Annotated in this window: 18 protein-coding genes; 3 read left to right on the forward strand and 15 right to left on the reverse strand. The window is 65.8% G+C overall.

Features of this window, described 5'->3' with window-relative positions:
• Window positions 1-80: 80 nt before the first annotated feature.
• From eccCb to MSM1_RS06755, 7 genes are all read right to left on the reverse strand, one after another.
• On the reverse strand, window positions 81-1,856 hold the full coding sequence (gene eccCb / locus MSM1_RS06725; protein WP_213440757.1) for a type VII secretion protein EccCb: 1,776 nt from the start codon (window positions 1,854-1,856) through the stop codon (window positions 81-83).
• The gene (eccCa, locus tag MSM1_RS06730; RefSeq protein WP_213440758.1) at window positions 1,853-4,090 is read right to left on the reverse strand and encodes a type VII secretion protein EccCa; all 2,238 of its coding nucleotides are present in this window, start codon (window positions 4,088-4,090) and stop codon (window positions 1,853-1,855) included. The genes eccCb and eccCa overlap by 4 nt, the downstream gene beginning before the upstream one ends.
• Window positions 4,087-5,532 (reverse strand): type VII secretion protein EccB, encoded by a 1,446-nt coding sequence (gene eccB, locus MSM1_RS06735; protein WP_213440759.1) that lies wholly within the window; start codon window positions 5,530-5,532, stop codon window positions 4,087-4,089. The genes eccCa and eccB overlap by 4 nt, the downstream gene beginning before the upstream one ends.
• 3 nt (window positions 5,533-5,535) lie before the next feature.
• A complete protein-coding gene (gene eccA, locus MSM1_RS06740; RefSeq protein ID WP_213440760.1) occupies window positions 5,536-7,257 on the reverse strand; it encodes a type VII secretion AAA-ATPase EccA in 1,722 nt (573 codons plus the stop codon).
• On the reverse strand, window positions 7,250-7,804 hold the full coding sequence (locus MSM1_RS06745; RefSeq protein ID WP_213440761.1) for a YbaB/EbfC family DNA-binding protein: 555 nt from the start codon (window positions 7,802-7,804) through the stop codon (window positions 7,250-7,252). Before MSM1_RS06745 ends, eccA (MSM1_RS06740) begins: the two co-directional genes overlap by 8 nt.
• 19 nt (window positions 7,805-7,823) lie before the next feature.
• The gene (locus MSM1_RS06750) at window positions 7,824-8,681 is read right to left on the reverse strand and encodes an ESX secretion-associated protein EspG (RefSeq protein WP_213440762.1); all 858 of its coding nucleotides are present in this window, start codon (window positions 8,679-8,681) and stop codon (window positions 7,824-7,826) included.
• A gap of 622 nt (window positions 8,682-9,303) precedes the next feature.
• Window positions 9,304-10,107, reverse strand: coding sequence for a transcriptional regulator (locus tag MSM1_RS06755; protein WP_236054777.1), 804 nt, complete (start codon window positions 10,105-10,107; stop codon window positions 9,304-9,306).
• Between the two features lie 413 nt (window positions 10,108-10,520).
• Here MSM1_RS06755 and MSM1_RS06760 point away from each other — a divergent pair, with 413 nt between their 5' ends.
• The gene (locus MSM1_RS06760; RefSeq protein ID WP_213440763.1) at window positions 10,521-10,811 is read left to right on the forward strand and encodes a WhiB family transcriptional regulator; all 291 of its coding nucleotides are present in this window, start codon (window positions 10,521-10,523) and stop codon (window positions 10,809-10,811) included.
• 85 nt (window positions 10,812-10,896) lie between these two features.
• Here the strand turns inward: MSM1_RS06760 and MSM1_RS06765 are convergent, their stop codons facing one another.
• The 3 genes from MSM1_RS06765 to MSM1_RS06775 all read right to left on the reverse strand — a co-directional run bounded on the left by MSM1_RS06765 (window position 10,897) and on the right by MSM1_RS06775 (window position 15,632).
• Window positions 10,897-11,835, reverse strand: coding sequence for a DUF1942 domain-containing protein (locus MSM1_RS06765; protein ID WP_213441523.1), 939 nt, complete (start codon window positions 11,833-11,835; stop codon window positions 10,897-10,899).
• Between the two features lie 501 nt (window positions 11,836-12,336).
• The gene (locus MSM1_RS06770; protein ID WP_213440764.1) at window positions 12,337-14,175 is read right to left on the reverse strand and encodes a serine/threonine-protein kinase; all 1,839 of its coding nucleotides are present in this window, start codon (window positions 14,173-14,175) and stop codon (window positions 12,337-12,339) included.
• A gap of 542 nt (window positions 14,176-14,717) precedes the next feature.
• Window positions 14,718-15,632, reverse strand: coding sequence for a hypothetical protein (locus MSM1_RS06775; protein ID WP_236054778.1), 915 nt, complete (start codon window positions 15,630-15,632; stop codon window positions 14,718-14,720).
• A gap of 364 nt (window positions 15,633-15,996) precedes the next feature.
• On the opposite strand from MSM1_RS06775, the gene MSM1_RS06780 reads away from it, so the two are divergent.
• Both MSM1_RS06780 and MSM1_RS06785 read left to right on the forward strand, forming a co-directional pair.
• Complete coding sequence (locus MSM1_RS06780; RefSeq protein ID WP_213440765.1) at window positions 15,997-17,193, forward strand: MinD/ParA family protein; 1,197 nt, start codon at window positions 15,997-15,999, stop codon at window positions 17,191-17,193.
• 726 nt (window positions 17,194-17,919) lie between these two features.
• Entirely contained in the window at window positions 17,920-18,834 is a 915-nt protein-coding gene (locus MSM1_RS06785; protein ID WP_213441681.1) for a hypothetical protein, read from the forward strand.
• 345 nt (window positions 18,835-19,179) lie between these two features.
• Here the strand turns inward: MSM1_RS06785 and eccA (MSM1_RS06790) are convergent, their stop codons facing one another.
• The 5 genes from eccA (MSM1_RS06790) to MSM1_RS06810 are packed head-to-tail and all read right to left on the reverse strand — an operon-like array spanning window position 19,180 to window position 26,730.
• Complete coding sequence (eccA, locus tag MSM1_RS06790; protein WP_213440766.1) at window positions 19,180-21,033, reverse strand: type VII secretion AAA-ATPase EccA; 1,854 nt, start codon at window positions 21,031-21,033, stop codon at window positions 19,180-19,182.
• The gene (gene eccE, locus MSM1_RS06795; protein ID WP_213440767.1) at window positions 21,030-22,571 is read right to left on the reverse strand and encodes a type VII secretion protein EccE; all 1,542 of its coding nucleotides are present in this window, start codon (window positions 22,569-22,571) and stop codon (window positions 21,030-21,032) included. Before eccE ends, eccA (MSM1_RS06790) begins: the two co-directional genes overlap by 4 nt.
• Window positions 22,568-24,223: a type VII secretion-associated serine protease mycosin gene (gene mycP, locus MSM1_RS06800; protein ID WP_213440768.1), complete on the reverse strand. Its 1,656-nt coding sequence runs from the start codon at window positions 24,221-24,223 to the stop codon at window positions 22,568-22,570. The genes eccE and mycP overlap by 4 nt, the downstream gene beginning before the upstream one ends.
• Window positions 24,220-25,701, reverse strand: a complete 1,482-nt coding sequence (gene eccD, locus MSM1_RS06805; protein WP_213440769.1) for a type VII secretion integral membrane protein EccD — start codon at window positions 25,699-25,701, stop codon at window positions 24,220-24,222. The genes mycP and eccD overlap by 4 nt, the downstream gene beginning before the upstream one ends.
• Entirely contained in the window at window positions 25,702-26,730 is a 1,029-nt protein-coding gene (locus tag MSM1_RS06810) for a MinD/ParA family protein (protein WP_213440770.1), read from the reverse strand.
• Between the last annotated feature and the right edge of the window lie 27 nt (window positions 26,731-26,757).

Consider the following 26,757-nt stretch of genomic DNA (forward strand, 5'->3'; position numbering starts at 1 on the left):
GATCTCCCCGGAGCGGGTGTCCTGGCTCCTTTCCGTGTGCGGTGTGCGCCTCGCGTTGGCGAAAACCCGTCGAATAGATCCTAACCGGACCCCAGGGGTGCTGCAGACACTTCTTCTGGGGGATCGATATAGGCGGCCTGGATAACCTCTTTGCCGTCCGGTGAGACGAGAAATGCCTGGCCAGGAGGCCTTCGCTTGATCTTGATCTCCTTGGATGGGAATTCCTGCTGGTCGCCGGACAGGAACAGGGTGGGCGATCCGGCCCCGAACGCGGCACCGACGAACCTGTCCATGGTGGCGCGGTGCGCTTGGCTCATTTGGCAGGTGACGATGATGTGCAACCCGATGTCCTGCGCCGCCGGAAGCAGTGGGAACAGCGGCGTCATTGGCGGGATCGCTCCGCTGGCCGCCATGATCATGTGCCAGTCGTCGACCAGCAGGACGATGTCGGGTCCCCTCCACCATGACCGGGACCGTAGCTGCGACGTTGTCAGGTTGGCGGGCGGCAACCGCTTGGTTAAAGCCTCTGCCAGGGCTTTGATGGAGGCATCCAGCGCCGCGTTGTTGCGGTTGACCGCGCCCGCATCGAGCAGATGGCTGTCCGGCACCGCCTCCAGCAGGCCGGAGCGGTAGTCGGCCAGCATGAACCGAACCTGCGCCGGACTGTTGCGGGCGCAGATCGCCCGCGCGACCGCGTGCGCGATGCGTGTTTTGCCCGACTTGGCCGCACCAAAGATCAGCAAATGCGGCGACAGGTGCATGTGGGCGTAGGCCACCTGCAGATCCGATTCGCGCACACCGATCGGTATCGTCCAGCGGGTCCGGTAGTCGGCGTCCGGCCCCGGCGGGTTAGGGTCGAGTTGGTGGAGGTAGATGCGGTCCGGTAGCACCCTGACCTGCGGCGCTTCCTGGGTGTGAGCGGCCGCGATCTGTCGTACCGCTGCTGACAGGGCCTCCACCAGACCGTCGGCGCTGTGCACCCCGTCGAGCCGCGGCACTCCGATCATCAGATGGTGCTTCTCGATCGAGATCGCCCGGCCGGGCCGATTCGCCGGAATCTCCTTGGTCATACGGTCGACCTGGGTTTCGTTGATGTCACCGAGCCGGAACTCGATTTTGGTGTTCAGATAGTCACGAACCCGGTTTTTCAATTCCGTCCAGCGCGGCGTGGAGATGACCGTGTGAACCCCGAAGGCAAGCCCCTGCCCGGCCAGATCCTGCACGATGGGCTCCAGGTCGGGAAACTCTGACACAAAGGCCGGCCACCCGTCGATGACCAAGAACACGTCACCGAAGGGGTCGGCCGCGGCGGGATGGCTCGGGTCGTTGCGCATCTGCCTATACGCGGCCATCGAGCCGACCCGATACTGCTTGAATATGCTTTCCCGTTGCCGCAGAACGCCCTTCATTTCCGCGACCATTCGGTTGACCCGGTCGGGTTCCGATCGGGTTGCCACCCCGCCGACGTGGGGAAGGTCTTCAAGATAGATCAAGCCGCCACCGCCGAGGTCGACGCAGTAGAACTGGACATCACGCGGTGAGTGGGTCGCCGCCGCCGACAGGACCATCGTTTGCAGAAGCGTCGACTTACCGGTCTGCGGGGCCCCACCGATCGCCACGTTGCCACCGGCGGCGGAGACGTCGATCCCCCAGACCGCTTGGCGGTGCCGGCGCGGCTCGTCCATGATCCCCAACGGGAAGCGCAACGGTTGCCGGTGGTCGCGCTCGATGAGCTCGTTCAGCGGTGTCGGATCGGTCAATGGCGGCAACCACATCCGATAGGCACGTGATTCGTCGGTGGCTAGCTGGTCGAGTATGACTTCACGGAGCACGCGGGTGTGCGGTTCGGCGGTCATGAGATCATCTCTGTGTCGAAGATCGGCGCCGCGGTGAATTGGTGGATGCGCACGTCACGACGGCGAACGCGCGCGCTGGGCTGGTCGACCTCACCGTTGGTCTCGGCCCGAACGGTGGGAACGTAGGGGTCTCCGGTGTAGCAGGCCTTGAACTTGACCGGGTCTTCCATGCCAACCCGCAGAAACCCGACACCGGCCTCTTTGTTGGTGATGTATTGGGCTTCCGGCGTTCCGATCACCGCTTTGGACTCCGTCGAGCTGGTGGTGCGTAGCGCGATGCGGTAGGTGAGGTTGGGCTCCAGCTTGTCGATGCGCGTGCCACCCGTGTTCAGCGACTGAGTGGCCAACAGCAGATGCACCCGCAGCGATCGCCCGACACGACAGATCCGGTCGAACAACCCGATGAAGTCGGGGTGGTTCGCCAGCAGCTCGGCGAACTCGTCTACCACCACGAAAAGCGTTGGCAGCGGTGGCAGGTCAGCCCCGCGCTCGCGGTGCTTCTCGTATTCGGCCACACCCGAGAGCGCTCCGGCCGCGCCCACCTGCATCCCGGCCTGGCGCAAGATCGACTGCCGGCGGTCGAGTTCACCGGTCAAGACTTCGCCCATCCGGCTGACGAGTTCGGCCTCCTCCTCCATGTTGGTCACCACGGCGGTGGTGTGCGGAAGCCGTTCCATGCCCAGGAACGTCGACCCCCCCTTGAAGTCGGTCAGCAGCACGTTGACCTGGTCGGGGTGATGCGTGGCCACCAACGACAGGATGAGGGTGCGTAAAAACTCCGACTTACCCGATCCGGTGGTGCCGATCAGCATGCCGTGCGGCCCGGCGCCGAACTCCGCGCCCTCCTTGATGTCGAGGTAGATGACGTCGCCGGTCTTGAGCTCGTGGCCGAACGGTATCCGCAGCCGGTCGCGGTCGGTGTCGGCGAACATCCGCCAGCGCCGTGGCGTGACCTCCTCAACCGATGCGGCGCCGACTAATTGGTGCCATTCGGTCGCGACCTTTTTCTGCACCCGCGTGTTCTTGTCGATGATGGTGCCCGTGATCGACCACCCGGCCAGCTTGCGCGCGATGCGGGTGGCCTGCTGCGGTGACAGCGCGTCGGTGGTCGTTGTCACCTGCCGGAACGACTGGTTGGGCAGTCGGTCGTCGGCGGTCCCGTCTTTGTCCACCCGGATGCGATACGCCGAGCCACGGTGATTCCCCAAGGTGATCACGGTGACACCGGCCCTGCCGTCCATCGGAAACCCGGCCCTGCCGCCGGTGAGGTCAATGACCACGACATAGGGTCCGGCGGCGGCCGAATCGGGGGTATGCGGACCGCGTGCCGCCAAGTCACTGAGCCCGTCGGGGCGGGTGAAGATCATCCGGGTGAAACCCGCCGCGTCGGTGTCGGTTTGGTGTTGGACATGCGGGAGCCATTTCACCCAGGACCACTCCGGGTCCTCCGGGTTGTCGATGAGCACCCGCATCTGCAGCAGGTCCGGGGGATGGAAGACGGCCAGGTGGCAGATAATCGCCCGGAGCAACGCCGCGGCGCCAGCCGGGTCTCCACCGACGGCGACTGTCGGAAAAGTCCGTAGTTGCACCAGTTTCGGGCAGTCGTGGATAAGGCCGTGGGTGCGCAGGAACTTCATCACCCACAGGTGGCTCACCGGTTCCAGGTACGGCTGCGGCGCGGACTCGGGTCCGGCCAATTCGCCGCCGAGGGTGGGCTTGAGAAGCCGGTCCACCGCGGGCTCGGAACCGAGCCCGATCCGGGTGGCCGCAAAAAAGTCGGCATTGGCGGGGCGGGACCATTGCCGGTCGGTGCCGACGATCGACAGCAGGTCGTCTGGATGGGGCGCGTGGTAGTTGAAAAACGCCACCTGGGCGCTGGCCGATGACGTCACGCGGGTCCGCAAGCCGGCCAAGTAGCGCAGGTATTCCTTGCGATCGGCGTTGATCTCCGGCACCTTTTTGCCGCCGGGACCGCCGCCGGCCATGAAGCCTACCGTCGCCATGATCATCATCAACGGCATCATCAGCATGTACGGCGACAGCTGCCTGACGCCGGTGAAGACCATGATCGCGATCATGCCGAGCATGCCGCCGCCCATCACGTATGGAAGGACCTTCTGAATGCCCGACGGGGGAATCTCGACACCGAGGTCTTCCGGTGGCGCAACACTGATTTCACCCGGCGTCAGCCGTGGCCCCCGTTTGACGATCGGGGTGAACTTTTTAGTCGTCATGGTCCGGCTTCCGTGTCTAGCTTCCGGGGGTTGGGGTCGGCGGGCAGTGTGTCGTGCTCGAGCAAAGCCGCCTGCTTGGACAGCACCGGGCCGTCGACCAACAGCCGCACCACATCCCACGGCGCCGCCATGGGTGACGTCAAGCCCAGGACTTTGGCCGTCTCCTGATCCGGCAGCCCGTAACGGACGCCTTGCGGGTCGACGTAATACAACGCCTCACCGTGCGCGGGATCTGGCGACTGCAGCCGAATGTATTTACCGCCGTCGATGAAAACGGTCATGTCCCCGCCGACCTGCTTGATGCCGGTGCCCATCGCCGACGGCGGGATCGGCAGATGCCGACCACTCAGCACCGCCGTCTTGGGCGCCTGATCGCCGGCTTCGCGCTGCCACGACCAGCACAGCGTGGGCGCGTCGTGCCGGGACAAAATCATCAGCGGCTGGTCTGGCAGCGGTGAGGCGTACACCCGTTCGGGGATTTTTGCCACCAGGCTCGCTTCCACCAAAGGAGGCGCGAGCAACCCGAATGAATTGGTTGCCCGCAGCGCAGCCGCCGTGGTGGCGTTGACCCGGGCGACCCCATCCGCAAGCACCAGGAAATTCTGTGGGCCGTTGTCGGTCTGGGTACGAAAGACCGAACCCACAACCAGATCGGGGGGCAGCCCAACAGAATTCGGCGCGCCCGCCGCGGGCACCAACGGCAATTGCCACGGGCCAGCGTCCGGCACCGCGTTGTACAGCCCCTCGGAGATGGGCGTCGACTTCGCGGTAACGGGTATGCCCGCCGCGGAGGCGACCGCGCGGTTGGTCAGATCGACCGCGTGCCGCCCGTTCTTCGTCACCACCCACTCCGTACCCCGGAAAGACACCAGCACCCCCTGATTGGGCCGCATCGGCCCTATCGACGCATTGGTGGCCAAAGGCATCGCGATCACTGCGGTATCCACCGAAGGGGCAACGCTATCGGGGTTGGTGACGGTGTCGCACAGCGTCCAGTCCGAGGAGGTGTCCGACGAGACCGGCGTGGCGTAGGGTGCGCCGGGGATGCCGATGGGCTGCCCCTTGGGCATCTTGTTGAGCTCGTCGGACTTGACGGCCGAAGGGTTGCCCGGGTTCCCGAGCACCAGGCGGGCCGAGGTCAGGTTATAGACCGGATGCAACTGCCCGGTTCCCGGCAGCACAACATAGAGTTGGTTGGTGGTGCGGTCGACGAGCAGGTTGTCGCCGCCGCGCCGGCCCAGGGGCTTGAAATAAGCCAGCAGTCCGGCGCCGCCCGCCACCAACACCGCGATGATGATGCCGAGCCCAACCGCCCGACTGTAGAACTGCAGCGGATCGTCGAACATGCGGGTGTCGCGGCGCACGATCGCGTGCTCGACGCGGCGCAGCAGGAAGCGCCAGCCGCTGACCTGGACCTTGGTGGTAAGCCGAAAACCTGCCATGTGTCACTCGCTGATATTCAGCCGCCCGTGTACGGCGGCGATCGCGTCGGCCATGTCTTCGCCGTTGATCTCGCGCAATTGGTCCACCCCCAGGGCTTCGAAGTCCGGTGAGCGGGCCAGGCGCATGTCCCGGCATTGTTCAGCGGCCTCCACCAATTGGCGCGCATAGCGGCCATTGCCGGCGATGTCCAGCGCCGGCTTGCCGCCGACCGTGCGTTGGCTCAACAGCGCGGCCGCCTTGAGCAGCTGCTCGCTCGCGTCCTTGTTAAGTGCCGAGTCATTATCGGCGGCAATGACCTTCGCGATCTCAAGAATCTCTTCAGGCGAGTAGGAATTGAATTCGATGCGGGTTGCGAACCGTGAACGAAGGCCGTCGTTGGTTTCCAGCAGCCGATCGATGTCGGAGCTGTAACCGGCGATGATGACCACCAGGCGGTCGCGGTCGTTCTCCATCCGTGCCAGCAAGGTGTCCAGCGCCTCGGTGCCGAACGGGTCGGCGCGTCCATCGCGCTCCTGCACCAGCGAGTAGGCCTCGTCGATAAACAACACACCGCCAAGGGCGCGATCCACCGTTCGGGCGGTCTTGACGGCCGATTGTCCCTCGTATTCGGCGACGAAATCCTTGCGCGAGGTTTCCAGCAGCTTCGGCTCGGCGATGACGCCCAGCCCGGCAAGGATGTTGGCCACCACGCGGGCGATCGTCGTCTTCCCGGTACCCGGGGGGCCGGTGAAGATCATGTGCTTGCTGGGCTGGGCGACCTTCATGCCCTTTGCCGCGCGGACCTTCGCCATCTGGGTTGCGGCTCGGTACCGTTCGATCTGGTCCTTGACTCGGGCGAGACCGATCTGCCGGTCCAGCTCCGCCTGGGCGTCGGCGAGCAATTTCTCCCGGCCCGATGTGTCGGCCACCACACTGGCCGGATCCCACGGGTCGGCGCGCGCTGCGATCTCTTCGGCGCTGGTCGTAACCAACCGGTACGACGGGTCCTTCAGCGCCGCCGCAACTTTGGGATCTGGGTGGGTCGTCTGTAACCATTCCAGCAGGGCGACGGCTCCCTCTTCGTTCCCCTGGCCACGTCGGGCCATTGCCAGATACCAGGCAATCGCGCGCGCGCACGCCTCGCCCGCCGGTGACGCGTTGGACTCGGTGAGTCGCCGTTCGGCTTCGGTGAACAAGCCCAGGCTCGCGGCGGCTACTCCGTGCGCAACGCCCGCCGCGGCGGCCAGGAACTTGTCTGGCCAGCTTGCGGCGCCCCGGACTTCATCGATCACATCGGTCCAGCGTTCGGCGGCGCCGTAGATCACTGCCTTGGCCCACGATTTAAGGTGGTCCGCACCGCCCGCCGGGCAGTCTTCCAGCGCCTCCATCGCGTCGGCGCAGTTGCCCACCGATGCTTCGCTCACGGCGAAACCCAAGGTGATGGCCAGGGGCGACGTCACCGGATAGGTGATGTCTCCGTACAGCCCCCCGATCGGTACCCGGGCATTGAGGGCGCTCATCGGGATCTCGGCGGCTCCCGCGAGCCGCCCGAAGTTGGAGCGCGAATACCAGGCCCGGAACAGCGTGACGCGGTCGGTGTCACCGCAGCGAATGCGACCGACCCAGGCATCACAGGCGGACTCGTCGTAGTTGGTGATCTCGGTGAACAGTTCCAGGGATCGTGCCGGCGACATGGGCAGCATGCCCACCGCGCTTCCGAAGAGGCTGGCCAGGTGATCAGCCATGATCGCCCGCGTATCGGGTCGCGAACACCGACGCCGTCGCCGCCGTGGCCTGCTCAGGCGTGGGCAACTCCAGTTCCCTAGACAGGAAGTCTTGTGTGTCGGGGCCATCATGTCCCAGTTCGCGCATGCCCTCGAGCATGAACGCATACTGCGCGGACCGCGCCTTCTGGCGGGCCAGGCCCGCAATGACGACTATCTCCTCAGCGAGATGCTGTTCGGTCATATTCGTTGCTTTCGCCGATAGCTCGATTTGGTAGGCTCGGCCGCCCATGAGCGCCGACACGGACACTGTTCCCGGCGGATTTGTCACCGTGAACAGCGGAACCGAAAGCCCTTCTGCTTCATCTTCGCCCGGTGGCGCGATCGCTTCCAAGTCGCCGCCGGCGTCGTGGGCGTCCTCGGCCGGTGCGTACATGTCGAACGCCTCAAGTGCCGACACCTCGCTGTCGTCTGGGACCGTGAAATCCAGGGCGGCGAGGTTGTCGTGGGCTTCATCGTCTGTCGGGGGGTCGTTGCCGAGCAGGTGCCGCGACGTGTCATCCACCATGGGTGTCCTCCCTGAACTCTTACCGGGAGTAGTCGGTATCGGAGGGGTCGAACCAGTTACCGGAGGGCAGGAACTCCACCAAGCCCTCGAGGGCGCGCTGAAGATTCTCGGGCGTGCCCGGCAGAAAGCTGCCGTATAGCTCACCGCTGACCCGGCGCGGAATCGACACCACCCGTCCCTGCCGAGAATCGGCGACACCGGCTGCCACGTCGGTTTGCGTGGACGTGCCGCCGGGATGGCGCTCGCTGGCGGTGATCTCCACCCAGCTTGTGGGGTCGCTGACGATCTCGGCGTATGTCCGGGCAGACGCGGGGGCGACACCGAACTGTGCTATTTGGGCCGCGGTCCTGCACTCCGCCAGCTTAGCCGCGATTGCGGTGAGCGGTTCGACGTTCGCGGGCTCGGCCGGACCCAGCACCGTTGTCACCATGCCGGCCAAGCCGACTTGCGGAGCCACCCACTGCAACACCAGCATGTCGCCGTCGCGTGCGGCGACGACATGACGTTCGCCCTTGCGGCACACCGCAAAACGCACCATTGTGCCGTTGTCGACGTCGCGCCGCCACCACCGGGCTTCCAGGGTGCGGTCCGGCCTACTGAGGGTGTCGACCATCGCTGCGACGCTCGGATGCGGCTCGCCGTAGACGTCCAGCACCTGCTGCGCTTTCAGGTCGCGCCGCACCTGATCCCAGACGAGGTCGCGGAGCTCCAGCTGGGGGATGTTCGGCCGGATCCCAAGCGCGACCGGGAAGTCCACAAGGCCAAGCCGATCAGCGATTACCAACATGCCGTCGATGGTCACCTCGACGCCAACGACGTCATCGTCGCCGGCGCTGCGATTGGCCGTATACGTATAGGACGTATAGGAACTGGACATCACTACCTCTGATGAACCTTTTCGTTCGTCGGGCCTAGAGCGGTCCGACACTCGTAGCAGCGCCCACCCGCCCACCGGGGTTGGCGGGCGGGCATTGGCGGGCGCCGCCGACACTAGCGGCCACGGTATTCGGGCTCCGTCGGCCACGCTACTCGCCGATTCGCTTGCGCCACCGTCTGCCACTGCATGGCCAACACCTCCCGGACCAGCTTGCTCTTGCCCAGCCGGGATCTCGGGCCGGCCTGGCGCCGCCGGTAAGACGTTTGCTCCGCTTGGCAGCGGTCCCGGCGTTTTCGGCCTTTTCAAAGAGCTTGTCGCCATGGCTCTCGCCCCTCTGCGCGACTGTGACCACGTCTTTTGCCACATCTTTTGCCACCGCGCTACCGCTCGCCTGCTTTGGCTGTTTCGCGGCGGTGGTCGGCCCGAACTCACCCATTTACCGGTAAACCTTTCGCCGGATGTGAGCGTAGCAGCGTGCCGGGGCGCTCTCGTGCAGAAATTTTCCCGACCACGCGGGTGCAGCTGCGCCTGGTGCCTCAGTCTCGGCGGGATGCGGCGAGAAGAGAATGAGAATGCATTGCGCTCGAGCTGACAACGAGCACGCGCGTCACGGGCCGGTGCTTCAGCCCCACGTGATCTGGCTGATCAGCGCCTCCAGCGCATCGGCGCATCCGGGCGGCAACTCTTTCTCGGCTTCCGCGCTGACGACAACATCGTCTGTTACACCGGCCGCGCATGCCGTCTCCGAGATCGACAGGTTGGCCCGCCGACGTGCGGCATATAGCCGCTGGCCCAGCGTGGCGTTGGGGGAGGTCGCCCCACGCAACATCAAGTCGTCGAAGTGGCGACGCACGGTGCTCAGCGCCTTTATCAGCGCGGGGGTGACTCGGCCGATCTGGGTGGCTCGAACGGCGACCGCTTCGAGCCGGCGCAAATCTGCCAGAATCGGCCTAGCCCGCTGCGTGAACTCGGGATCCTCCACGGGTGGTAGTGCGGCGATGGCAAGGCTGCAGCTGTCGACGGCCGCGATGACGGCCTGCGCTATCAACGGCATCTGGTCGTCGGCGGACATGACTTCCGTGACGACCTCTTCGCCGGGAACGGGCGCCCCTTGGCGGATCCGGGCGATAGTACCCGCAGGCCAGCGCAATACCTCCTCGAGTTTGGCGCGGGTCCGTTCACGAGGCCAGCTGCGGCCCTTTTCGAAGGAGATCAGCGCTCCAGCGTTGATGATCCCTTCCGCAGCCAGGCTGCGCTGACTGATGTCGAGTTCGCGGCGCCGTGCCGCCGCCGCCGCACCGGCACGAACAACGCCGGGATCGAGTTCGCCGATCTGCCAGGTGCCTGTGACGTCGAGGTCGTCCGACTGGCTTGGCCGATCGTCGGACTCCGACCGGGCGACGCCAGTTGGCTCGGCGTTGGTCATCTCCGGTGATTCCTTGGAAGTGGGTGAGGTTCCCGCAGCGATGATTTTAACCATTGCACGTGGTTCCGCGCTATGACTTGGCTACGTCTCCTGGATCGTGGTTAGGGTCTGCACATCAAACTCTTTTCGTATTTGTAACCGTATCGTCCGCTACGGTTAATGTGTGAGGAAAGCCACCTTCAACCGTAGCGGTTGATCATCGCGGTGATGGCTTCAGCATACGTCATGAACTCGAGGTTTTAGTGTTGTCACAGGATGGGCGTCGCACCGCCCTCGGTGTCGTCGTGTAACTCAAACCTGGTGCTAAGCTATAGCATCAAACTGTTGCAATGCTACGGTTCATGATATAGCATCTTCGGTTATTGATTCCGACACCGCGACACAACTGGAAGAACCTGGAAGAACGAGGCAACATGACCGCATCCACCGTGCACGACCTACCGCTGGGTGCGTGCACACGCGACCCGGAGCGTTGGACGAAGGCCGTCGACAACGAGGCCAAGGCAATCTGCCGGGCCTGCCCACGCCGATGGCTGTGTGCCAAAGAGGCCTGCGAATTGCCGGGCTCAGAAGGGCTCTGGGCCGGGATTGTGATTCCTGAGACGGGCCGAGGGCGCACATTCGCGCTGCGCCAATTGCGATCCCTCGCGGAGCGCAACGGATACCCCGTGCGGGACCACAACGTCACCCTGATGTCCGCATGACCCACCCCTGCGCCTTGCCGCCATCTCGAGGGGTTGGCGGCAAGGCGCCGACACGTCTTGGTATCGCCGCAGCGTCAGGGGGTCGTCAGGAGGCGGGCATCCCGGGGCTGCCAGCGGGCATCGGCGGGGTGCCAGCGGCAGCCGGCGCCGGCTGGCTGCCGCCGGAAGCAGATCCTGGTCCAGGTTGGCTCCCCGCGGGCGCTTCCGGACCACCCGCTGGGGCCGGCGCGCTTGGGGCGCCGGCAGGCGCTTGCGGGCTGCCCGCCGAGCCGGGTCCAGGTTGGCTGCCCGCGGGCGCCTCCGGCCCACCCGCCGGGGCCGCAGGCGTTCCTTGGCTGCCCGCCGCGCCGGGTCCAGGTTGGCTGCCCGCGGGCGCCTCCGGCCCACCCGCCGGGGCCGCAGGCGTTCCTTGGCTGCCCGCCGCGCCGGGTCCAGGTTGGCTGCCCGCGGGCGCCTCCGGCCCACCCGCCGGAGCCGGCGCGCTTGGGGCGCCGGCAGGCGCTTGCGGGCTGCCCGCCGCAGCGGGCGTACCTTGGCTGCCCGCCGCAGCGGGCGTTCCTTGGCTGCCCGCCGCAGCGGGTCGTTGACCACCCACGGAGCTGGGCGGCGTTTGGCTACCCGCCGGCACGGGCTTGCCTTGGCGACCTCCCGCCGGCGGCCCTGCCTCAACCCAGGTGGCCAGGTCTTGACTTCCGTTGTTGTACACGACGCTATTCGGGTTCTCACCAGTGACGTCGAAGTAGACCTTGCCGCTGGTCTTCTGGCCTTGGGCGAGGGTTGCCGGATTGACGCCCTGGGGGGTGGCGACCTGGTACAGGACTCGATACATCTGCCCGTTCGGGGCACGGGCATTAAGATCTGAGACGATCGGGATGACAGTGCCTTGGATGGCCTCGTCAGTAGCCATGGCTTCCCACAGCCGGCCGTGTACGGGATAAGGGATGGTGTCCGTACTGGGCTTGAGGTCGCTGATGGTCCAGCCCTGAATGGTGGAGCCGTTCGCCAAGGTTGCCTGGCTACCCATTGTGTGGGTGTTGGCAGCGGTGTCGTCGGCGGTGGCAATTGCCCCGCCAACGGTTCCAGCTGCGGCGATGGCTGTTGCGGCCACTATCACGCGCGTGCTGATCGTCAAGATGGCTCACTCCTTTGTTCGAGCGTCTATCGTACGAGCGGCGTTCCCAGGACTAGGGCTAGGCCCTATAGGCCCGATAGGCGAAGTTAAGTCCTATAGGCGAAATTAACAGGTTAGCACCCGACCTGTTCGGCTGGCCCGCTTTTCGGGAGGCTCTGAGCCCCGATCAGAGGCGTGGTGGGCGTTCTGCGGCTGACTAAGTGCGTTGTTGGGATTCAAGCGCGTCTCTGCGGCTCCGTCGGCCGCTAAAAGGTCGGAGCCCATCCGCTGCGGCACGGGCACTGGCCCGCCGACTGCCACCGGGAAACGGACGGTCGCAATACCAGGCAGTGCTGGCTTAGTGCAGCAGTAAACGGCTTGAGTGAGTGGCTGCGGGAACACCGTCAGTTGTACTCATGAGTGTGAGGTCCACCACGCATACAGCTCATCGAGGGTCGGCTCCTGTGGGCCTGCGTAGATGACGCTGACCAGTAACTCCGCATTATTGGTCCACGCTAATGTTGGGCGTTCTTGTTGGAATCCGCACACGAGCGTGCCGGCCGTCTCCTGGGGAGTGGCGTTATGGTGCCAGGGCCCTGGCGACTGTATGCCACCGGGACAGGCCACCACCGTGGTGGACCGGACGATCCCGTCGAACGCGACGCGGAGTGCGGCCAAATCCCGCAACAGCGTGTAGGTCGCCGACGGTGGGCCCCCCGGGTCGGCGTTTGCCCCGCAAGACATCACGGCCAGCGCATCTTTTGGCGGAGCGATCGGTTTGCACGCGTCGGGCGGATAACCGGGGGGAAGGAGCCCAAACAGCCGGGCTTGGGATTCGGCCGCTGGTGGAGTGGATACCGGTGTAGTAAACGACGTGGTGGCGGTCGTGGTCGTGGACGTGATGGTCGGTGTGGACGCGGGGTGCGATGGCTCTCGCGACCAGATGATTAGGCCGACGAGCGCCGCCACGCCAGCCGCGGCGGCGCCCAGCAGCAGCCGTGGATGGCGTTTGCGGGGTGCAGCGGGACGGCGTAATGGTTTCGGTTGTGGGGCGCGGTACTGGCCCGGCCAGCCCCCACCGGGGGGAAACGGGGGGGCAGCTGGCGGTCCGCCGGTGGTTGGTTGGATCGGGCCACCGCCGCGCCCCCAGCCAGGGCTCACCGGCGGTCCACCGGCGACGGGTTGGATCGGGCCACCGCCGCGCCCCCAGCCAGGGCCGACGGCCGACGGTGGTGCGGGACCGGGCACCGCCTCCGAACCGCCATGACCCGGATGGGACCTACCGGCTGGCGGCTGCGGCGCGCGGGGGCCAGGTGGTGCCGGGGGAATGGGAGCGGGCGAAGGTTCGACTTCCGTGTTGTGCAGGATGGATTCCTGACTGTGCTTGAGGATGTCGCCGGCCTGATCCTGGTCCCGCGTACTCAATGCCTGGTGAGCGGCCAGCGCCAGTTCGCCGGCGCTGGGGTAGCGGTCCTGAGGCTCCTTGGCCATGCCCCGCTCGATCACCGCGTCAAACGCGCCTGGGACCCCGGGCTGTAGCTCGCTGGGGTGCGGGATCGGTTGCATTAGGTGCGCCGTGATGAGCATCCCCGCGCTGTCGGCGCGATATGGCGGCGATCCGGTCAAACATTCGTGGAGCACGCAGGCCAACGAATAAACATCGACGCTGGGGGTTACCTCATCGTTGGTGAACCGCTCCGGCGCGGTGTATTTCCAGGTACCCACGGCGCTTCCTGCCTGGGTCAGCCTGTCGTCGGTGGTGACATTGGCTATGCCGAAATCAACCAGGTAAGCGAAATCATCAGGGGTGATGAGGATGTTTTCCGGTTTGATATCGCGATGTATCACGCCCGCGGCGTGTGCCGCGTCTAATGCCGAAGCCACCTGGCGCACAATGGCCACCGCCCGGGGCGGCGTCAATGCCCCGGACTGTTTCAACAGCGTGGCCAGGTCGGTGCCCTCGATCAGCCGCATGTCCACATACAGCTGTCCATCTATTTCGCCGTAATCGTGGATAGGTACCACGTGTGGTTCCTGGAGCCGGCCGGCCGTGCGGGCTTCCCGTTGCAGCCGTTCGCGAAATACCGGATCCTGGCACAACGCGGCCGACAGCACCTTAAGCGCTACAACGCGTTCTTTCACGGTGTCCTCGGCCTCGTAAACCTCACCCATACCGCCACGGCCCAGCAGCCGTTTGAGGTAATAGCGGCCGAACTGTGACCCGACTCGTGAACCCTGCGAGGTGTCGCTCATGGCCGACTCATTCACTCACGACCCACTGGCAGCAGCATGACAAATCCACGACGCACCGCCGGCCCACCCGCCGGCCAACACCAGGGGTGTCAACTATGCCCATACATTTTCGGCACTCTGGTCACACGGTAACGGTAGCATCTGCCCAGCCAGCGGACTTGCCCTCAGCTGGAGTGCGCTTAGCACACGCTTGACCGCGGCGTTCATACACGGGTCTGGGCTGGGGTGCTGACGCGCTTGTGATCTTGCACTGCCAATCCGGCGCAAGCCACATCGCGCGGTAGCGGACGTAGTGCTGCTCCAGGCGTGCGGTTGGGCTTCGGCTCGCTCACACTCAACCGCCGCGGACCATCATGCTCAGCTTCGTGCCGATCTGGACCTCGCGCAGTTTCCCAGGGATTGGGTTCCGGGACCGAACCTCGGGTTGGGTGGAGGCTGGCGATCGGTAAGCCGGGGCAAACTCACTCCGGTCGCGGATCGTCCTGATGACCGCTGCGAACGAAACGGCGCACCGCGAGCCCGGCCGACGTGGGTGGCGGAACTCATATCGGGTCTCTGCGCCGGCGCCCGGGCCGAGGGCCACGTTCTGCGTCGAGACCATGATCTAAGCCGGGTTCGACGCGACTCGTCCGGATATTGGGCGGCTGTTCGAGCCGTCTGGTGCGCAAGCGGTCCTGTATTTCCTGGGTCGCGCTTTTGATCCGGTCAATCTCGTGGCGGAAGTCCTCGGGCCGAGTCTCTTGGCTGGCGACGTGGAGGTAGGTCAACACGCTGCGCAGCAACTCCAGCTTCTGCTTCTCGCGGGTAGCCAAGTCATGCGTCGTCATCAGCTCGATGCGTTGCACTGGCGGCAGGGTGGCCCAATCCAGGACGACGTTTGTCTTGATCGGCTTGTGGCGCCGGGCTTTGACCATGCGCCACCGGCCCTCTGGCGCGGGACGATCGTAATAGGTGACCACTCCGGTGAACCGCGAGGCGATCGCTCCGCCGAGTTGCTCACGATCGAGCGCGGAATCCCAGATCGTCCGCCATTCCTGCCCCGGTGCCAGTTCGGGGAGTTCATCAGGTAGCTGCAACTCGGTGATGTCGACAACACCCTCGTGAGCATTTTCGTATTCGGCGACAGTGGGTGGGTTGTTGAACTGGAACCGGACGCCGTACGCCGAGCGTTGACCGTAGTTTCTCACCACGAGCTCAATGACGTGCCAGTCCGCCGCATGCGGCTCCATGAACATGGTGACTTTGGGGCGCGTCTCTTCGGACCTCAACCTGCGAATGCGGTTGAGATGACGCCGGACGTAGATCAGCGCCACCAGCGCAATGAATGCCATCGCCCACATGGCGATGCCCAGCCAAGCGGCGGACCCGAGACCAGTCAGGTTGTGCCAGCGGGTACCGCTCCACCCCACGTGATCCACCTTCCGCTCAGGTACCGCGGTCGTGCTGCCGTGGCGCATAAAACCACATAAAACATAAAGCAAACGGCTCACACCGAGGACAGCGCAGCTGTTGGCCAGCCGCATCATACGTGCCCGCCGTGATGCCGTGGAATTGCGGAATCACCCAACTTAGCTAACTCTGCGGAGGGGAAGGCTCCGCGCTGGCGCCCGCTGGGCCGCGGATAAGCACCGCTATCATCACTGCGCCCCCTCCCCGGGTGGCCCGGTAATTGCCGGGTGGCTTCGCCTTGCTCGGCCAGCGTTCGGCTGGATACTGGTCGCATGGTCGGAGCTGCTGCAGGTTGGATCTGTTCGGTGCTGCAGGTTGGATCGCGGAGTGCTTCACGCCCTCATAGCACCCAAACCCTAAGGTGGGCGGCCCATGAGCGGGCGTGATGACTTTTTACGCGACCGGCTGCCGTCCGGTCGGCCTGGGTTGCCTTCCACGCTCCCGTCTGGTGGGGACTCCAGAAATCCCCCAGCTGCGCCACCGCCGGCTTTTTTGGCACCGGGCCCGCACGCGGCTTCGCGTGTTTCGCCGCGGCCGCCGGCGGCTTTCGCTGCGCCGCGATCGACCGTTCGGCCTCCGCGGACTTCTTCGGCCGACATCGCCGTAGAGCCGCAAGTCACGTCCCTAACGCCGTGCCCCAGTCGGAGGGGGCGACGCCTCCTTAGGTTGGTCACCCTGGGACTTGTCAACCGTGGCCCGTCGGCCCGGGAACGCCGGGAAGCCGACCACCAAGCAGCCGTTCAAACTATCCTTCGCGGCACCTATAAGGTCGGGGTGCTCGGCAAAGGCGGCGTCGGGAAAACATCGATAGCCGCCAGCGTCGGATCGATCTTTGCCGAGCTACGCCGCCAGGACCGCGTGGTCGCGATCGACGCCGACCCCGCCTTCGGGCGGTTGGCCGACAGAGTCGATCCCCGAGCGAGTAGTTCTTATTGGGACCTCGCCGCCGACAAGAACTTGCAGTCCTTCGCCGACGTGAGAGCACGGGTCGGCAACAACGCCGCTGGCCTATACGTGCTGGCCGGGGGGGCGGCAGCCGCTCCGCGCCGGATTCTCGACCCCGCCATCTACCGAGAGGCCGCGCGGCGGCTGGACCGCCATTTTACCATCTCCATCATCGACTGCGGCTCTTCGATGGACGCGCCGGTCACCCAGGAAGTGCTGCGAGACCTGGACGCGCTGATCGTGGTGTCCTCCCCCTGGGCGGATGGCGCGTCGACGGCTGCAAAGACCTTGGAGTGGCTTGCCGAACATGGCCGCATCGACCTGCTGCAGCGCACCGTGGTGGTGCTCAACGATTCTGACGGCCACGCCGACAAGCACACCCGTTCGCTGCTGGCACGTCAGTTCCTCGACCGGGGACAACCGGTGGTTGAGGTTCCTTTCGATCCGCATCTAAGGCCTGGCGGCGTCATCGACGTCAGCCGTGAGATGGCGCCTGCGACGCGGCGCAAGTTCCTGGAGATCGCCGCCACGGTCACGCGGTATTTCGCGTCCCGGTCGCCAACGATGCGGGCGGCTGAGGAGCGGGGCCAGCAGGTCCGGCCCGACGGTGCGCGTCCGGGGTGACGATATGCGGGCCCACCCACCGTCTTGCCCCGTTTCAGCAACACGCTCTTTAAGGCCGCGCGTTTCGTGTCGGCGTTGCAGCGGATTCGCGATCCCGCGATGAGGCGTTGCTGGGCGGCAAAGCAAAAGAGCTGCCAGAGATACCTCGACTAACGTTCGATCGCGCCCTTTGCCACAGGCAAGATTCTTCCTGCTTTCGGCATCATTGGGCAGTTCTGTTAAGCATCCTTGCAGGCGGCCGGGATTTCATCCTCGGCAAGCCTGCTTGCGCCCTGGGGGCTCACCGTAGCCAGCCGCGCAATCGCTCCCGCACGCTCGGCGTCAACGCCGGGGTGCTTAGGCGGCCGCTTCGCTCATCGACTGGCTCAGCGCGGTGGCCATCCCAACGTGAGCGGCGTCGGTGTCGTGCACCTCGGTGGTGATCTCCGCACAGGTGACCACGCCTGGGCGCTGAGAGCGTCGACGTAATTGGCGACGACATCGACTGGGCTACTTCGAGTTTCGTCATGTCAAGGATACCGTCAGCGGTTGGGCCGGACACCACCGTGCCAATGCGGGCCAGGGCGCGTATCCCGGCCTCGAGCGACCCTGGCCAGACCGATGTCGTCGATGGTGCCAGCTGGTAGCGTTCGAACGCGAATCGAGGGAACCCGGCGGATGGGACCAGGCGGATATTGCGGCCCGCCCGGCGGGCGTATTCGGGGTCGTGAGCAGTACGATGCGGAAATGCAAACTCCCCCGACGGGTTTTCCGCCGTCACCGGGCGGTTGGCCCCCCGACCAGCAGCCGGACAACCCTCGTCTCGGCGACCCGCCTGTCGGCGGCTACGCTCAGCAACCGCCCTATCCCGGCTACGGCGCGCCGCCCACACCCAGCCCGGTGCCGAGCGGATCCAGTTACATTAACCAACTCGGCTACGGGCGCACGGGTTACGGCCAGCAACCGGGCTACGGTCAGCCCGCCTATCGTCCCGGCGGGTACGGCGCGCCGGGCGCCAGCCCTGATTCGAAGCAGATCATCGCCTGGATAGCACTGGGCGTCGTCGCGCTACTCGGGCTGCTGGGTGCCATTTTGACGCTGACGCTGTGGACCAGCGTGAGCAGTGGCGTCAGCCATGCTTCGGATACGTGTAGTCAGCTCGCCGGCCAGTACGCCGACCTGTGCAAGCAGGCCGTCAAAAGCAAAGCGCCGGGTGTTCCCGCCGCTCTGGTGATCTACCTGATCCTGATCATCCTGGGCGGCCTCGTGACTGTCGGCGGTGCGATCAGCGTTTTCCTCAAGAAACTCGTCGGGAGCTTCCTGATCCTCGGCGGTGGTGCCGCCATGCTGTTGTTCGCGATCATCAGCGAAGCCCAGTACAGCGCCACCGGCCGGCTCACCTACGACCTGATCGCGGGGCTGGCCATCGCCGTCGCCGGCGGCCTGATGCTCACCTCGGCCGTCCGGGTGGCCCTCGGCCTGCCAACCGGGCCGGCCGGTGGACCCGGATCTGGTCCATGGCGCGGCGGTGGCCAGCCGTCATACGGCCAGCAGTACCTTAGCCAGCCGTCATACGGCCAGCAGTATCCCGGCCAATACGGCCCGCAGTACCCCGGCCAATACGGCCCGCCTGGTTTTGGCGGCGACGGGCCGCTCCGGTGATAGCAACCGGCAGCGGCGGGGAACCGCGTGGCCGCGCCCCGACCTTACGGCGCTGCTGCACGTTGTGAGCGTCCTTCTGGCGGTGCAAGAGTGCTCGGGCCCAGGTCGGCGTGACCGGGATCGGGACCGGACGAGCGGCCAGCGGCTACCGTATGACACGGCACCGCCGACTCTTTGGGGTCTCCTGACCGTCCCGGCGAGAACGCGGCAATAATCGGCGACGGGCAGGATCGAGGGTCGACCTGCGGTACGGTAGCCGCCAACGCCAACTACCGATCTAGCGCTTAGCATGCGCGGGCCTCGCCCCAGGACCGCACACTCAAAACTTAAGCTTAACAGGGATCCTCAAAGCACCATCGGCACATGCTTTTCCGCACACGCGTCGATCACCGCGTCGATAATGTCTTGTACGAGAATGGTCTGCAGATCCTCGACCGTTACCGAGCCCTGGTTGGTGCGGTGCTGGGCGGCAACCCTGGAATCACGAAGCCGCTCGGCACGCTCGACCACATTGCGGGCGAAGCGCCCGTTTTGCATGATGTCGATTCCGTGCCGCCCATCGGGACTCGCATAGGCTCGCAACATCGTGCACGCGACATTCAGCGCCTCGCGGGCGGCGGGTTCGATCACGGTTGCCCGGGGCTCGCCATAGCGGACCGCGATTTCCACCAGCTCGTCGGGCGTGTAGGACGCAAACCGCAGCTTGCGGTTGAACCGGCCCGCTAAACCTGGGTTGACAGTGAGGAATTCATCGACTTCCTTCTCGTATCCGGCTCCGATGAAGCAGAAGTCGAACCGGTGCACCTCGAGCGCGATCATCAGCTGGTTGACCGCCTCCATGCCGATCATGTCCGGCCGGCCGTCTTGGTGGCGCTCCACCAGGGAGTAAAACTCGTCCATGAAGAGGATGCGGCCCAGCGAACGATTGATCAGCTCATTGGTCTTCGGTCCCGACGCCCCGATGTGCTCGCCGCAGAAGTCGGCCCGTTTCACTTCGATGATCTCCGGGTGACGCACGATTCCCAACCCGGCAAAGATCTTTCCCAGGGCCTCCGCCGTTGTCGTCTTGCCGGTACCGGGAGGCCCTACCAGCAGCATATGGTTGGTCTGATTGGTCACCGGCAGCCCGGCCGCCAGCCGCAGTGCCCGCACCTCGATTTGGTCTTCGAGTTCGGCAACGGCCCTTTTGACCTCGGCCAGCCCAACCTGGTTGTTGAGCAATGTACGGCCTTCTGCGAGAAGCTCTTTCCGTCGCTCTTTGTTTTCTTCCTCCCAGCGCTCGTCTTCGGATCGCTCCGTCGTGGCGTCCCATTTGTTGGTGCGGCTGTTGATGGTTTCCTCGTCGGTGATCACCAGCTGCAGTGCGGGGTCGGCAAGAGCCTGCTTGGCAGTTTCGATTAGCGCGCCATTGATCGTTGCCTTCGACAGCCAGATCTGCGCCTTGTCCTCCTGGCCGAGCTGGCGGTGCGCCATTCCTCGGATATAGGCCAGATCGGCTGCAATCAAAGGGAACTCATTAGGATCGATCGCGGTGACCACGGTGTCGGTTAGCTGGTGACGGCGTGACTCGGCCGGGCCGGTGTGCCCTACCCGCAGTTCGACCCGATCCGCCCAGTCAAGCGCTACGCGAGCCTGCCCGAGGTGGGCCGCCGCGTGGGCGGCCAGCGCGTTGGTGCCGGCGGTCACCGCGGACATGATGATGGCCTGGGGCGGCAGGATCGTCGCGGCAATTGAGATCACATCGGGCCATCGCTGGGTGGCGAACATCAAGTATGCTCGAACATACTGCTGCCACTGGTGGTTCTCCCAAGTGTCGAGCAGCGAGGCGTCGTTGAGCAACGCTTCGGCTTTCTCGTATTGACGGTCGTCGACGAGCGCGCTGGCCAACGCCAGGCCCGCGTGTGAGGCCTCGGTCACCGATATCGACAGATACGGCCCCGCTTTGATCGCCGCCGACAGGCGCGTGCCGAGCCGGTTGGTCTCGCGATGTAGGCGGGCGCCGTAGGCGTAAAGCTGCTGCAGCGTGGACAAGGTGTCGTCACCGGCGGCGATCCGGCCCAGCCACGCGTCGGCCATCGATGGGTCGATCTCGGTCGCCTCCCGAAACAACGCCTGTGCGGCGGCGGTATCCGAGGTGAGCAACCTCATCGCCTGATCGAAACGCTTGCGTGCGGCGACGGTCGTCGTGCTGCTGGTCATCGTCTGTCCACCGGCTCGAGCTCAGAGGGTCGCAAAGGCGTCGGCTCCGAGGATACGTAGCGGTTCTCGGCGCGGAATAATTCGACCTCCACGGTGTGCACCTGCCCTGCGGCCGTCACCACCTCCACGGTCGCCGGACCGGTTTGGGTAATCAGCACGTCAACCGATCCCCGGTACGACTCCCCCGGCTTGCCGACGGAGATCAGGGTGTTAGGGCGCGGCGCCGGAACGATGGTGCCGTCCGCGACGCTGACCGTGGTGCCGGAAGCGGGCCGCACCCGGTTGTCCACCGTGATATCCGGCATGCGAACGCTGGCCCAGCGTCGCAGATCTCGCGTGTGCACCGTGATCCTCTCGCCGGCTCCCGCCAGGCGCACCACAATTCGCTTGGCCAACGCATCCTCGGCGGCGATGTGCACCCGGCTGAACTCGCCCGGGTCGTCAAGGGGCAGCATCAGCCGGTTACCGGCGCCCACCCTGCCGAGCAGCACACCCGACGGCCCTACCGGCAGGATCAGGGACCGTGGCAGCACACCCCGGCGCACCCCGCGCAGCGGCGGCATCGGGCCGCACAGGTTGGCGGCGATCCCCTGTGTCTGCTCCCCCGGCAGTGTTCGCAGCATCACGCTGGGCGGTGCGGTCGGTGGCTGCGCGCTGCGCACCGTCACGGTGGCCATGGCGGTACCGTCGCTGAACAACGTGACATTCTGGATGATCCCGTCGGCACGCAGCGACCACGCGTGCGCCAGGTTCTCGGCGCTGATGTCACTCGGGCGATAGGCGTAGGTGGTCAGCCATCCGGCGTCGCCGCGAGCGGTGCGCCAGCGCTGGTGCTGAGCGCTCAACGCGGACTGTCCCAGTCGTCGTTCCAATTCGACGATGTCGCTGGCCGTTGCGACCTTGGCGCGGATACCTTGTTGGCGCATGGCGGCGCTGATCCGTTGCCCGGCTGCCAGCGTCGCGGTCCCGATCGAGGTACGCCATTGCAGCGCCGCGGCATTGGGGATCGCCGCTACCCGTGCGATCAGCCATGTTTCCCTTTGTCCGGCATAGGGCGGGGTGCCGATCAGCGTGTCGTATACCCGCGGATAATCGCCCATGCTGCGCCGGCGGGCGCCCGCGCTGACCACGCTCAGCGAATCGAGCGTCAGACCCAGGCTTTGATGCAGCAGGGGCAGCAGATCCGCGATGTCGACGGTGTTTTCGGTATACGTTGCGGTTGATCCGGTGAGCAGGGTGGGGGTGTGCGGTTTGCCGAGCAGCTGCACAGCGACCACGGCAAAACCGTCCTGGTAGCGGATCCCGCCCCCGGATCGATCGTTGGCCACGGTGATGGGGCCGCTCCACCCGATCGATTGGCGACGGCGGCGCCACAACATCAGCCAATACCACAGCGGATGCCCACGCCAGCGAATCACGCCGCCGGCCACCCCGGCGGCTAAGCCGGCTGCGGCACCGGGGTATCCGCCGGCGATCCAGCCGGCCAGGCCGGCGGCAAGCACGCCGGTGATCACCGCGAGCTTCGTGGTGGGGCTCATCGCGCCCGCCGGGCGCGCGCGATAAGCCAGCCGATCATGACTGCGGCCGCGACCACGCCGGTGAACGCCAGCGCCATGGTGCGGGCACGGTGATCTGGCGGTGGCGGCGGCGGCGCGGGCGTGATCACCCGACTCTGCGCCCCGGGCGCAAGCCGGTCTCCTGCGGGCACGTTGAATGTGAGTGCGGCTACCGGGTCCACCACTCCGTAGCCAACCTGATTATCGACCCCCCGCGGCGGATTGTGCGCCGTCTGCAGTATCCGATTGATCACCTGGTGAGCCGACAGCTGAGGGTATTTCGCCCGCACCAGGGCGGCCACTCCGCTCACGTAAGCCGCCGAAAAACTGGTGCCCCAGAACGGCATGTTTTTCTCACCCGGACGGATCGGCGGGTAGGCGTTGACCGGTCCCGCGGTCTGCGGAGACAGTCCCATGATCCCGACCCCGGGCGCCGCAGCCGCCACCCACGGCCCTGCGAGACTCTTGCTAATCGGAGCTCCGGCATCATCCACAGCGCCCACCGACAGCACGTAATCGGAGAACCACGAGGGTGACGACACCGTTTTGACCTGATGCCAGTCTCGGGGGTCGGACGGATTCAGCGGGTCGAAAACCGGATTCTGCGCGCATTCGTCTTCGCCTTCGTTACCGGCAGCCGCGACGATCACCGCATCCTTCACGGTCGCCGCGTACCACACCGCGGCGCCGATCGCGCCCTGATCGAGGGGGTCGGCCGCCGGCACGCACGAGGTCACGCTGACATTGATCACCTTGGCGCCCATGTTGGCCGCATGCACGATAGCGCTGGCCAGCGTGGCGACGGTGCCGGCCTTCTTGCGGGCCTCCACGTCACCGCCTCCTGGATTAACCGGCTCGTAGGCCCGTGAGGATTGCCGGATCGAGATGATCGTGGCGTGCGGCGCCACCCCGACCACGCCATCGGGTGCGCCCGGCGGAGGTGGTGGCACCTCGGGGTCGTCGGCCTGGTCCGGGGTGGGATTCCCCGGCGCGTTCGACGGCTCGTCAGGCGGCGGGGGTGGCGGTGGTGGGGCCGGTTTGATTTCGGTGACGGTTACCGGCGACGGGGGCGGTGGCGGGGCGGGCGGGGCAGGGGGCGCGCCCGGCGGAGGCGGCGCTGAATCGGTGGCCGGTGGGCCGGCAGGCGGCGGGAACGCCGGAACGGGCGGCATCGGGGCGGGCATCGGGCTGCCTTGGGGCGCAGCGCCGATCACCGAGGCCACGATGGTGCCGTGGGCGTCACAGTCCATCAGCCCGTCGCCGCCCATGATGTAGTCGCCACCAGGCGCCACCGGCAGCCGCTGACTGGGGTTGACGCCGGTGTCGATGATGGCCACCGGCACCCCGTTGCCCGTCGAATACTGCCAAGCTTTGGCGATGTTGAGCAGCGCGAAACCCGGTGCGGTGATAGCCACGTTGGGATCGGCGACGGTAATGGTCCGCGCGCAGATGTTGCTCTGGCGCATTGGCTGATCCGGGCCCGGCTTACCATCCGCGGGCACCCGGCCCGGATCGATAGTGGGCGGTGGAATGGCTTGCGCCGCAGGTAGGCTCGCCGATGCTCCAACGAGCAGGGCCGCCAACGTTATTGATGTGATCTGCTGTGGCCGGGACACCGAGGCTCTCCAGATCATCGCATCCGCACCCACGTGAACAGCCCGCCGATCCACGCCGCCAGCGGCATGGCCGCGATGATCGCCACGATCTCCAGCCACTCCGCGATCATCCGCACCAGCGGGGTGAACCTCGTGATCGGCACCAGCAGCGCCGCCGCCAGGCCGGCACCGGCAAAACCGGTCAGCATCACCGCCGCCCACAGCACCGCTTCGCTGGATGCCGCGGGCTCGTGCAGCACGTATTTGACCACACCGGCGCAGACCGCGGCCACCGCCCCGCAGACCAGCGCGACCGCTTGGCGCTTGTCGGCGAACGCGCGCCCGCGACTGATGAAGATCAGCGCGAAAAGCCCGGCCAGCACGACCGCCGCGACGCTCTTGCCCTGGCCCGGCATCAGCGTCGCCCATACCGCGGCCGGCAGCGTCAGGCCCGCGCCCACGCAGATTCCGGTCAGCACATTGTTGGCGCGGATCGCCGCGGCGGCGATTTGCGCCCCGCGCGGGGTGGTGTCCGGCGTCACCTCCTCTTCGGCGCCCTCGTCCACCGGAGACACGGCGTCCGCCGGCAGGCCGGCCTTGCGCCGAAACAGATCTCTCCCCGTGATCGACCCGAAGTACGGCGGCCGAATCCTCGCGGCCCACAATGCGATCGTCGGCGCCAAGGTCAGCAAAAAAAGCAGGGCGACCAATGTGCACATACCGAGCCACTGGGCCGGAACCGGTCGCCACATGCGGGCCGCGGCGGCCGTCCCGCCCAGCGCGCACAGCGTGGCCACCGCCGACGCCACGTTGACATGCCGTCGGGTCATCACCGCTATCCCGTAAGCCAGAACCCCGACGGTTAGCGCCCCGATGAACAGGTGCGCCGACCCGAGAGGCCCCGGGGCGCTCGCACCCAGGGCGACCGCGAGCAACGGCACCGTAAGCCAGGCGAACCCGTCAAGCATGTCCGTGCGGTTCGGCCACCACCACCACACCACGGCGGTCGCGCCGAGAGCCAGCAAACCCAGCGCACCGGTGACGATGCTGGGAGCCAACGAGTCGGTGTCGACGCGGTTGCGCAGAGCCAGCCCCAGCACCACCACCGAAACCGCCACCACGATCGCCAGCGCGGTGTGCGCCGCGGTGTCGGCCGACACGGGCTCGAACAGTTTCCTCCCTACCCGGGCCAGTCCGGTAGATAGCGATTCGTATTGCGGCTCAAACGAATCGCCTTCCGAAACGGGAGCCAGCACCAGGGTGGCGCCGTCCTCAACGCCGAGCTCGTCGAGCGTTTTGGTGACATCAAGCCGCACCCCGTTGGCCTTCTGCAGCTCGTAACCGACCCCTGGGTCAAGCCCGGCCAGCCCGCGGCGTTTGAGCTCCTCGTTGAGCAGCTCGACGATGTTGTCGAGGAACATTTCCACCGGCACAGACGCGGGGTACACCTGCGAAACGAGGTGCTCTCCGCACACCACCGCCACCGCGCACCGCGCCGGAAATGCGACCTTCGGCATTTAACGGGGCCTATCGGCGTCCGGGATATACTTATCTGCCAATGCCGCAGTTATCTCAAACAACCGCAGCCTCGTCTTCTTTTTCAGCTCATGCTGCGTATCGATTATCCCGCCTTTAGCAAGATGGGAATCGTATGGCATGAACTCGACTGTCGCTCCTGACTTTCCGAAACGCTCAGTGAGATACGCTCGGGCATCTGAGTCATATCCGTTGCGGCTATCGTTAAGAATGACCATGCTGCGCGACACCAGTTCGTGATAGCCCATCGATCGCAGCAGATCGATCGCGCGGGTCACCGGCAGTGATGTGTCCGCGGTCAGACCCGACACGAAAACCAGCGTGTCACATGCGTCAAACACGGCCTTCATCACCGGATGCTCGAGGTCATCAGAGGTGTCCACCACGATGATGGTATGGGTGCGGCGCAGCCGCGACAGCACCCCGGTGAACATCGCCGGCACCAGTGGGCGCGGCTGATCGGACGCCCGGTTTCCGGCCAGCACATCCAGGCCGACACTGTTTTGGCCCAGGTGTTCTCGGATGTCGGCGTATCCCTGCACGTCGGTGTCGTTCAGCACGGCCGTGTAATCGCCGGGTGGATTCTCGTCGATCCGGCCGGCCAGCGTCCCGAAACCGGGCGCGGCATCGATGGCGACCACGTTCTCCGGCCGGCACTCCCGGAACACCGCGCCGATGCATGCCGTCATGGTGGTCTTACCGACTCCGCCCTTGCCGGAGACCACCGCGATGACGTACTGCTTGCGGATGTGGCGGCGGATCCGCTCGCGTAATTCGCGGTAATGCCGCTCGGCCGGTGACTCACCTAAGTTTATCGCGTGAAACGACGCGCTGTACACGAGCTTGCGCCATCCCGAACCGGGCGGAATTTTGCGCGGCGCAACCATATCGGAGATCCGCAGGGTTTCCGATACGGACTCTTGCTGATGGCGCAACGAAGGGGCGGCTTCCCTTCGCGGCTGCCGGGCCTGCTCCGTCGAATTCGGCGGCGCTTGCCACGGATTTGTCACGATAACGATGCTAACATGGGTGATAAA

It is taken from the genome of Mycobacterium sp. SM1 (assembly GCF_018361265.1).
GTDB lineage: Bacteria > Actinomycetota > Actinomycetes > Mycobacteriales > Mycobacteriaceae > Mycobacterium.

What these genes read in the sequence shown, in the direction of transcription:
- mycP (WP_213440768.1), bottom strand. Translation starts at nt 24,223, where the DNA reads ATGATCTGGAGAGCCTCGGTGTCCCGGCCACAGCAGATCACATCAATA.
- eccCb (WP_213440757.1), bottom strand. Translation starts at nt 1,856, where the DNA reads ATGACCGCCGAACCGCACACCCGCGTGCTCCGTGAAGTCATACTCGAC.
- MSM1_RS06765 (WP_213441523.1), bottom strand. Translation starts at nt 11,835, where the DNA reads ATGGGTAGCCAGGCAACCTTGGCGAACGGCTCCACCATTCAGGGCTGG.
- MSM1_RS06775 (WP_236054778.1), bottom strand. Translation starts at nt 15,632, where the DNA reads ATGCGCCACGGCAGCACGACCGCGGTACCTGAGCGGAAGGTGGATCAC.
- eccCa (WP_213440758.1), bottom strand. Translation starts at nt 4,090, where the DNA reads ATGACGACTAAAAAGTTCACCCCGATCGTCAAACGGGGGCCACGGCTG.
- eccE (WP_213440767.1), bottom strand. Translation starts at nt 22,571, where the DNA reads ATGAGCCCCACCACGAAGCTCGCGGTGATCACCGGCGTGCTTGCCGCC.
- eccD (WP_213440769.1), bottom strand. Translation starts at nt 25,701, where the DNA reads ATGCCGAAGGTCGCATTTCCGGCGCGGTGCGCGGTGGCGGTGGTGTGC.
- MSM1_RS06785 (WP_213441681.1), top strand. Translation starts at nt 17,920, where the DNA reads ATGCAAACTCCCCCGACGGGTTTTCCGCCGTCACCGGGCGGTTGGCCC.
- MSM1_RS06750 (WP_213440762.1), bottom strand. Translation starts at nt 8,681, where the DNA reads ATGTCCAGTTCCTATACGTCCTATACGTATACGGCCAATCGCAGCGCC.
- eccA (WP_213440760.1), bottom strand. Translation starts at nt 7,257, where the DNA reads ATGGCTGATCACCTGGCCAGCCTCTTCGGAAGCGCGGTGGGCATGCTG.
- eccA (WP_213440766.1), bottom strand. Translation starts at nt 21,033, where the DNA reads ATGACCAGCAGCACGACGACCGTCGCCGCACGCAAGCGTTTCGATCAG.
- eccB (WP_213440759.1), bottom strand. Translation starts at nt 5,532, where the DNA reads ATGGCAGGTTTTCGGCTTACCACCAAGGTCCAGGTCAGCGGCTGGCGC.
- MSM1_RS06745 (WP_213440761.1), bottom strand. Translation starts at nt 7,804, where the DNA reads ATGGTGGATGACACGTCGCGGCACCTGCTCGGCAACGACCCCCCGACA.
- MSM1_RS06780 (WP_213440765.1), top strand. Translation starts at nt 15,997, where the DNA reads ATGAGCGGGCGTGATGACTTTTTACGCGACCGGCTGCCGTCCGGTCGG.
- MSM1_RS06770 (WP_213440764.1), bottom strand. Translation starts at nt 14,175, where the DNA reads ATGAGCGACACCTCGCAGGGTTCACGAGTCGGGTCACAGTTCGGCCGC.
- MSM1_RS06760 (WP_213440763.1), top strand. Translation starts at nt 10,521, where the DNA reads ATGACCGCATCCACCGTGCACGACCTACCGCTGGGTGCGTGCACACGC.
- MSM1_RS06755 (WP_236054777.1), bottom strand. Translation starts at nt 10,107, where the DNA reads ATGACCAACGCCGAGCCAACTGGCGTCGCCCGGTCGGAGTCCGACGAT.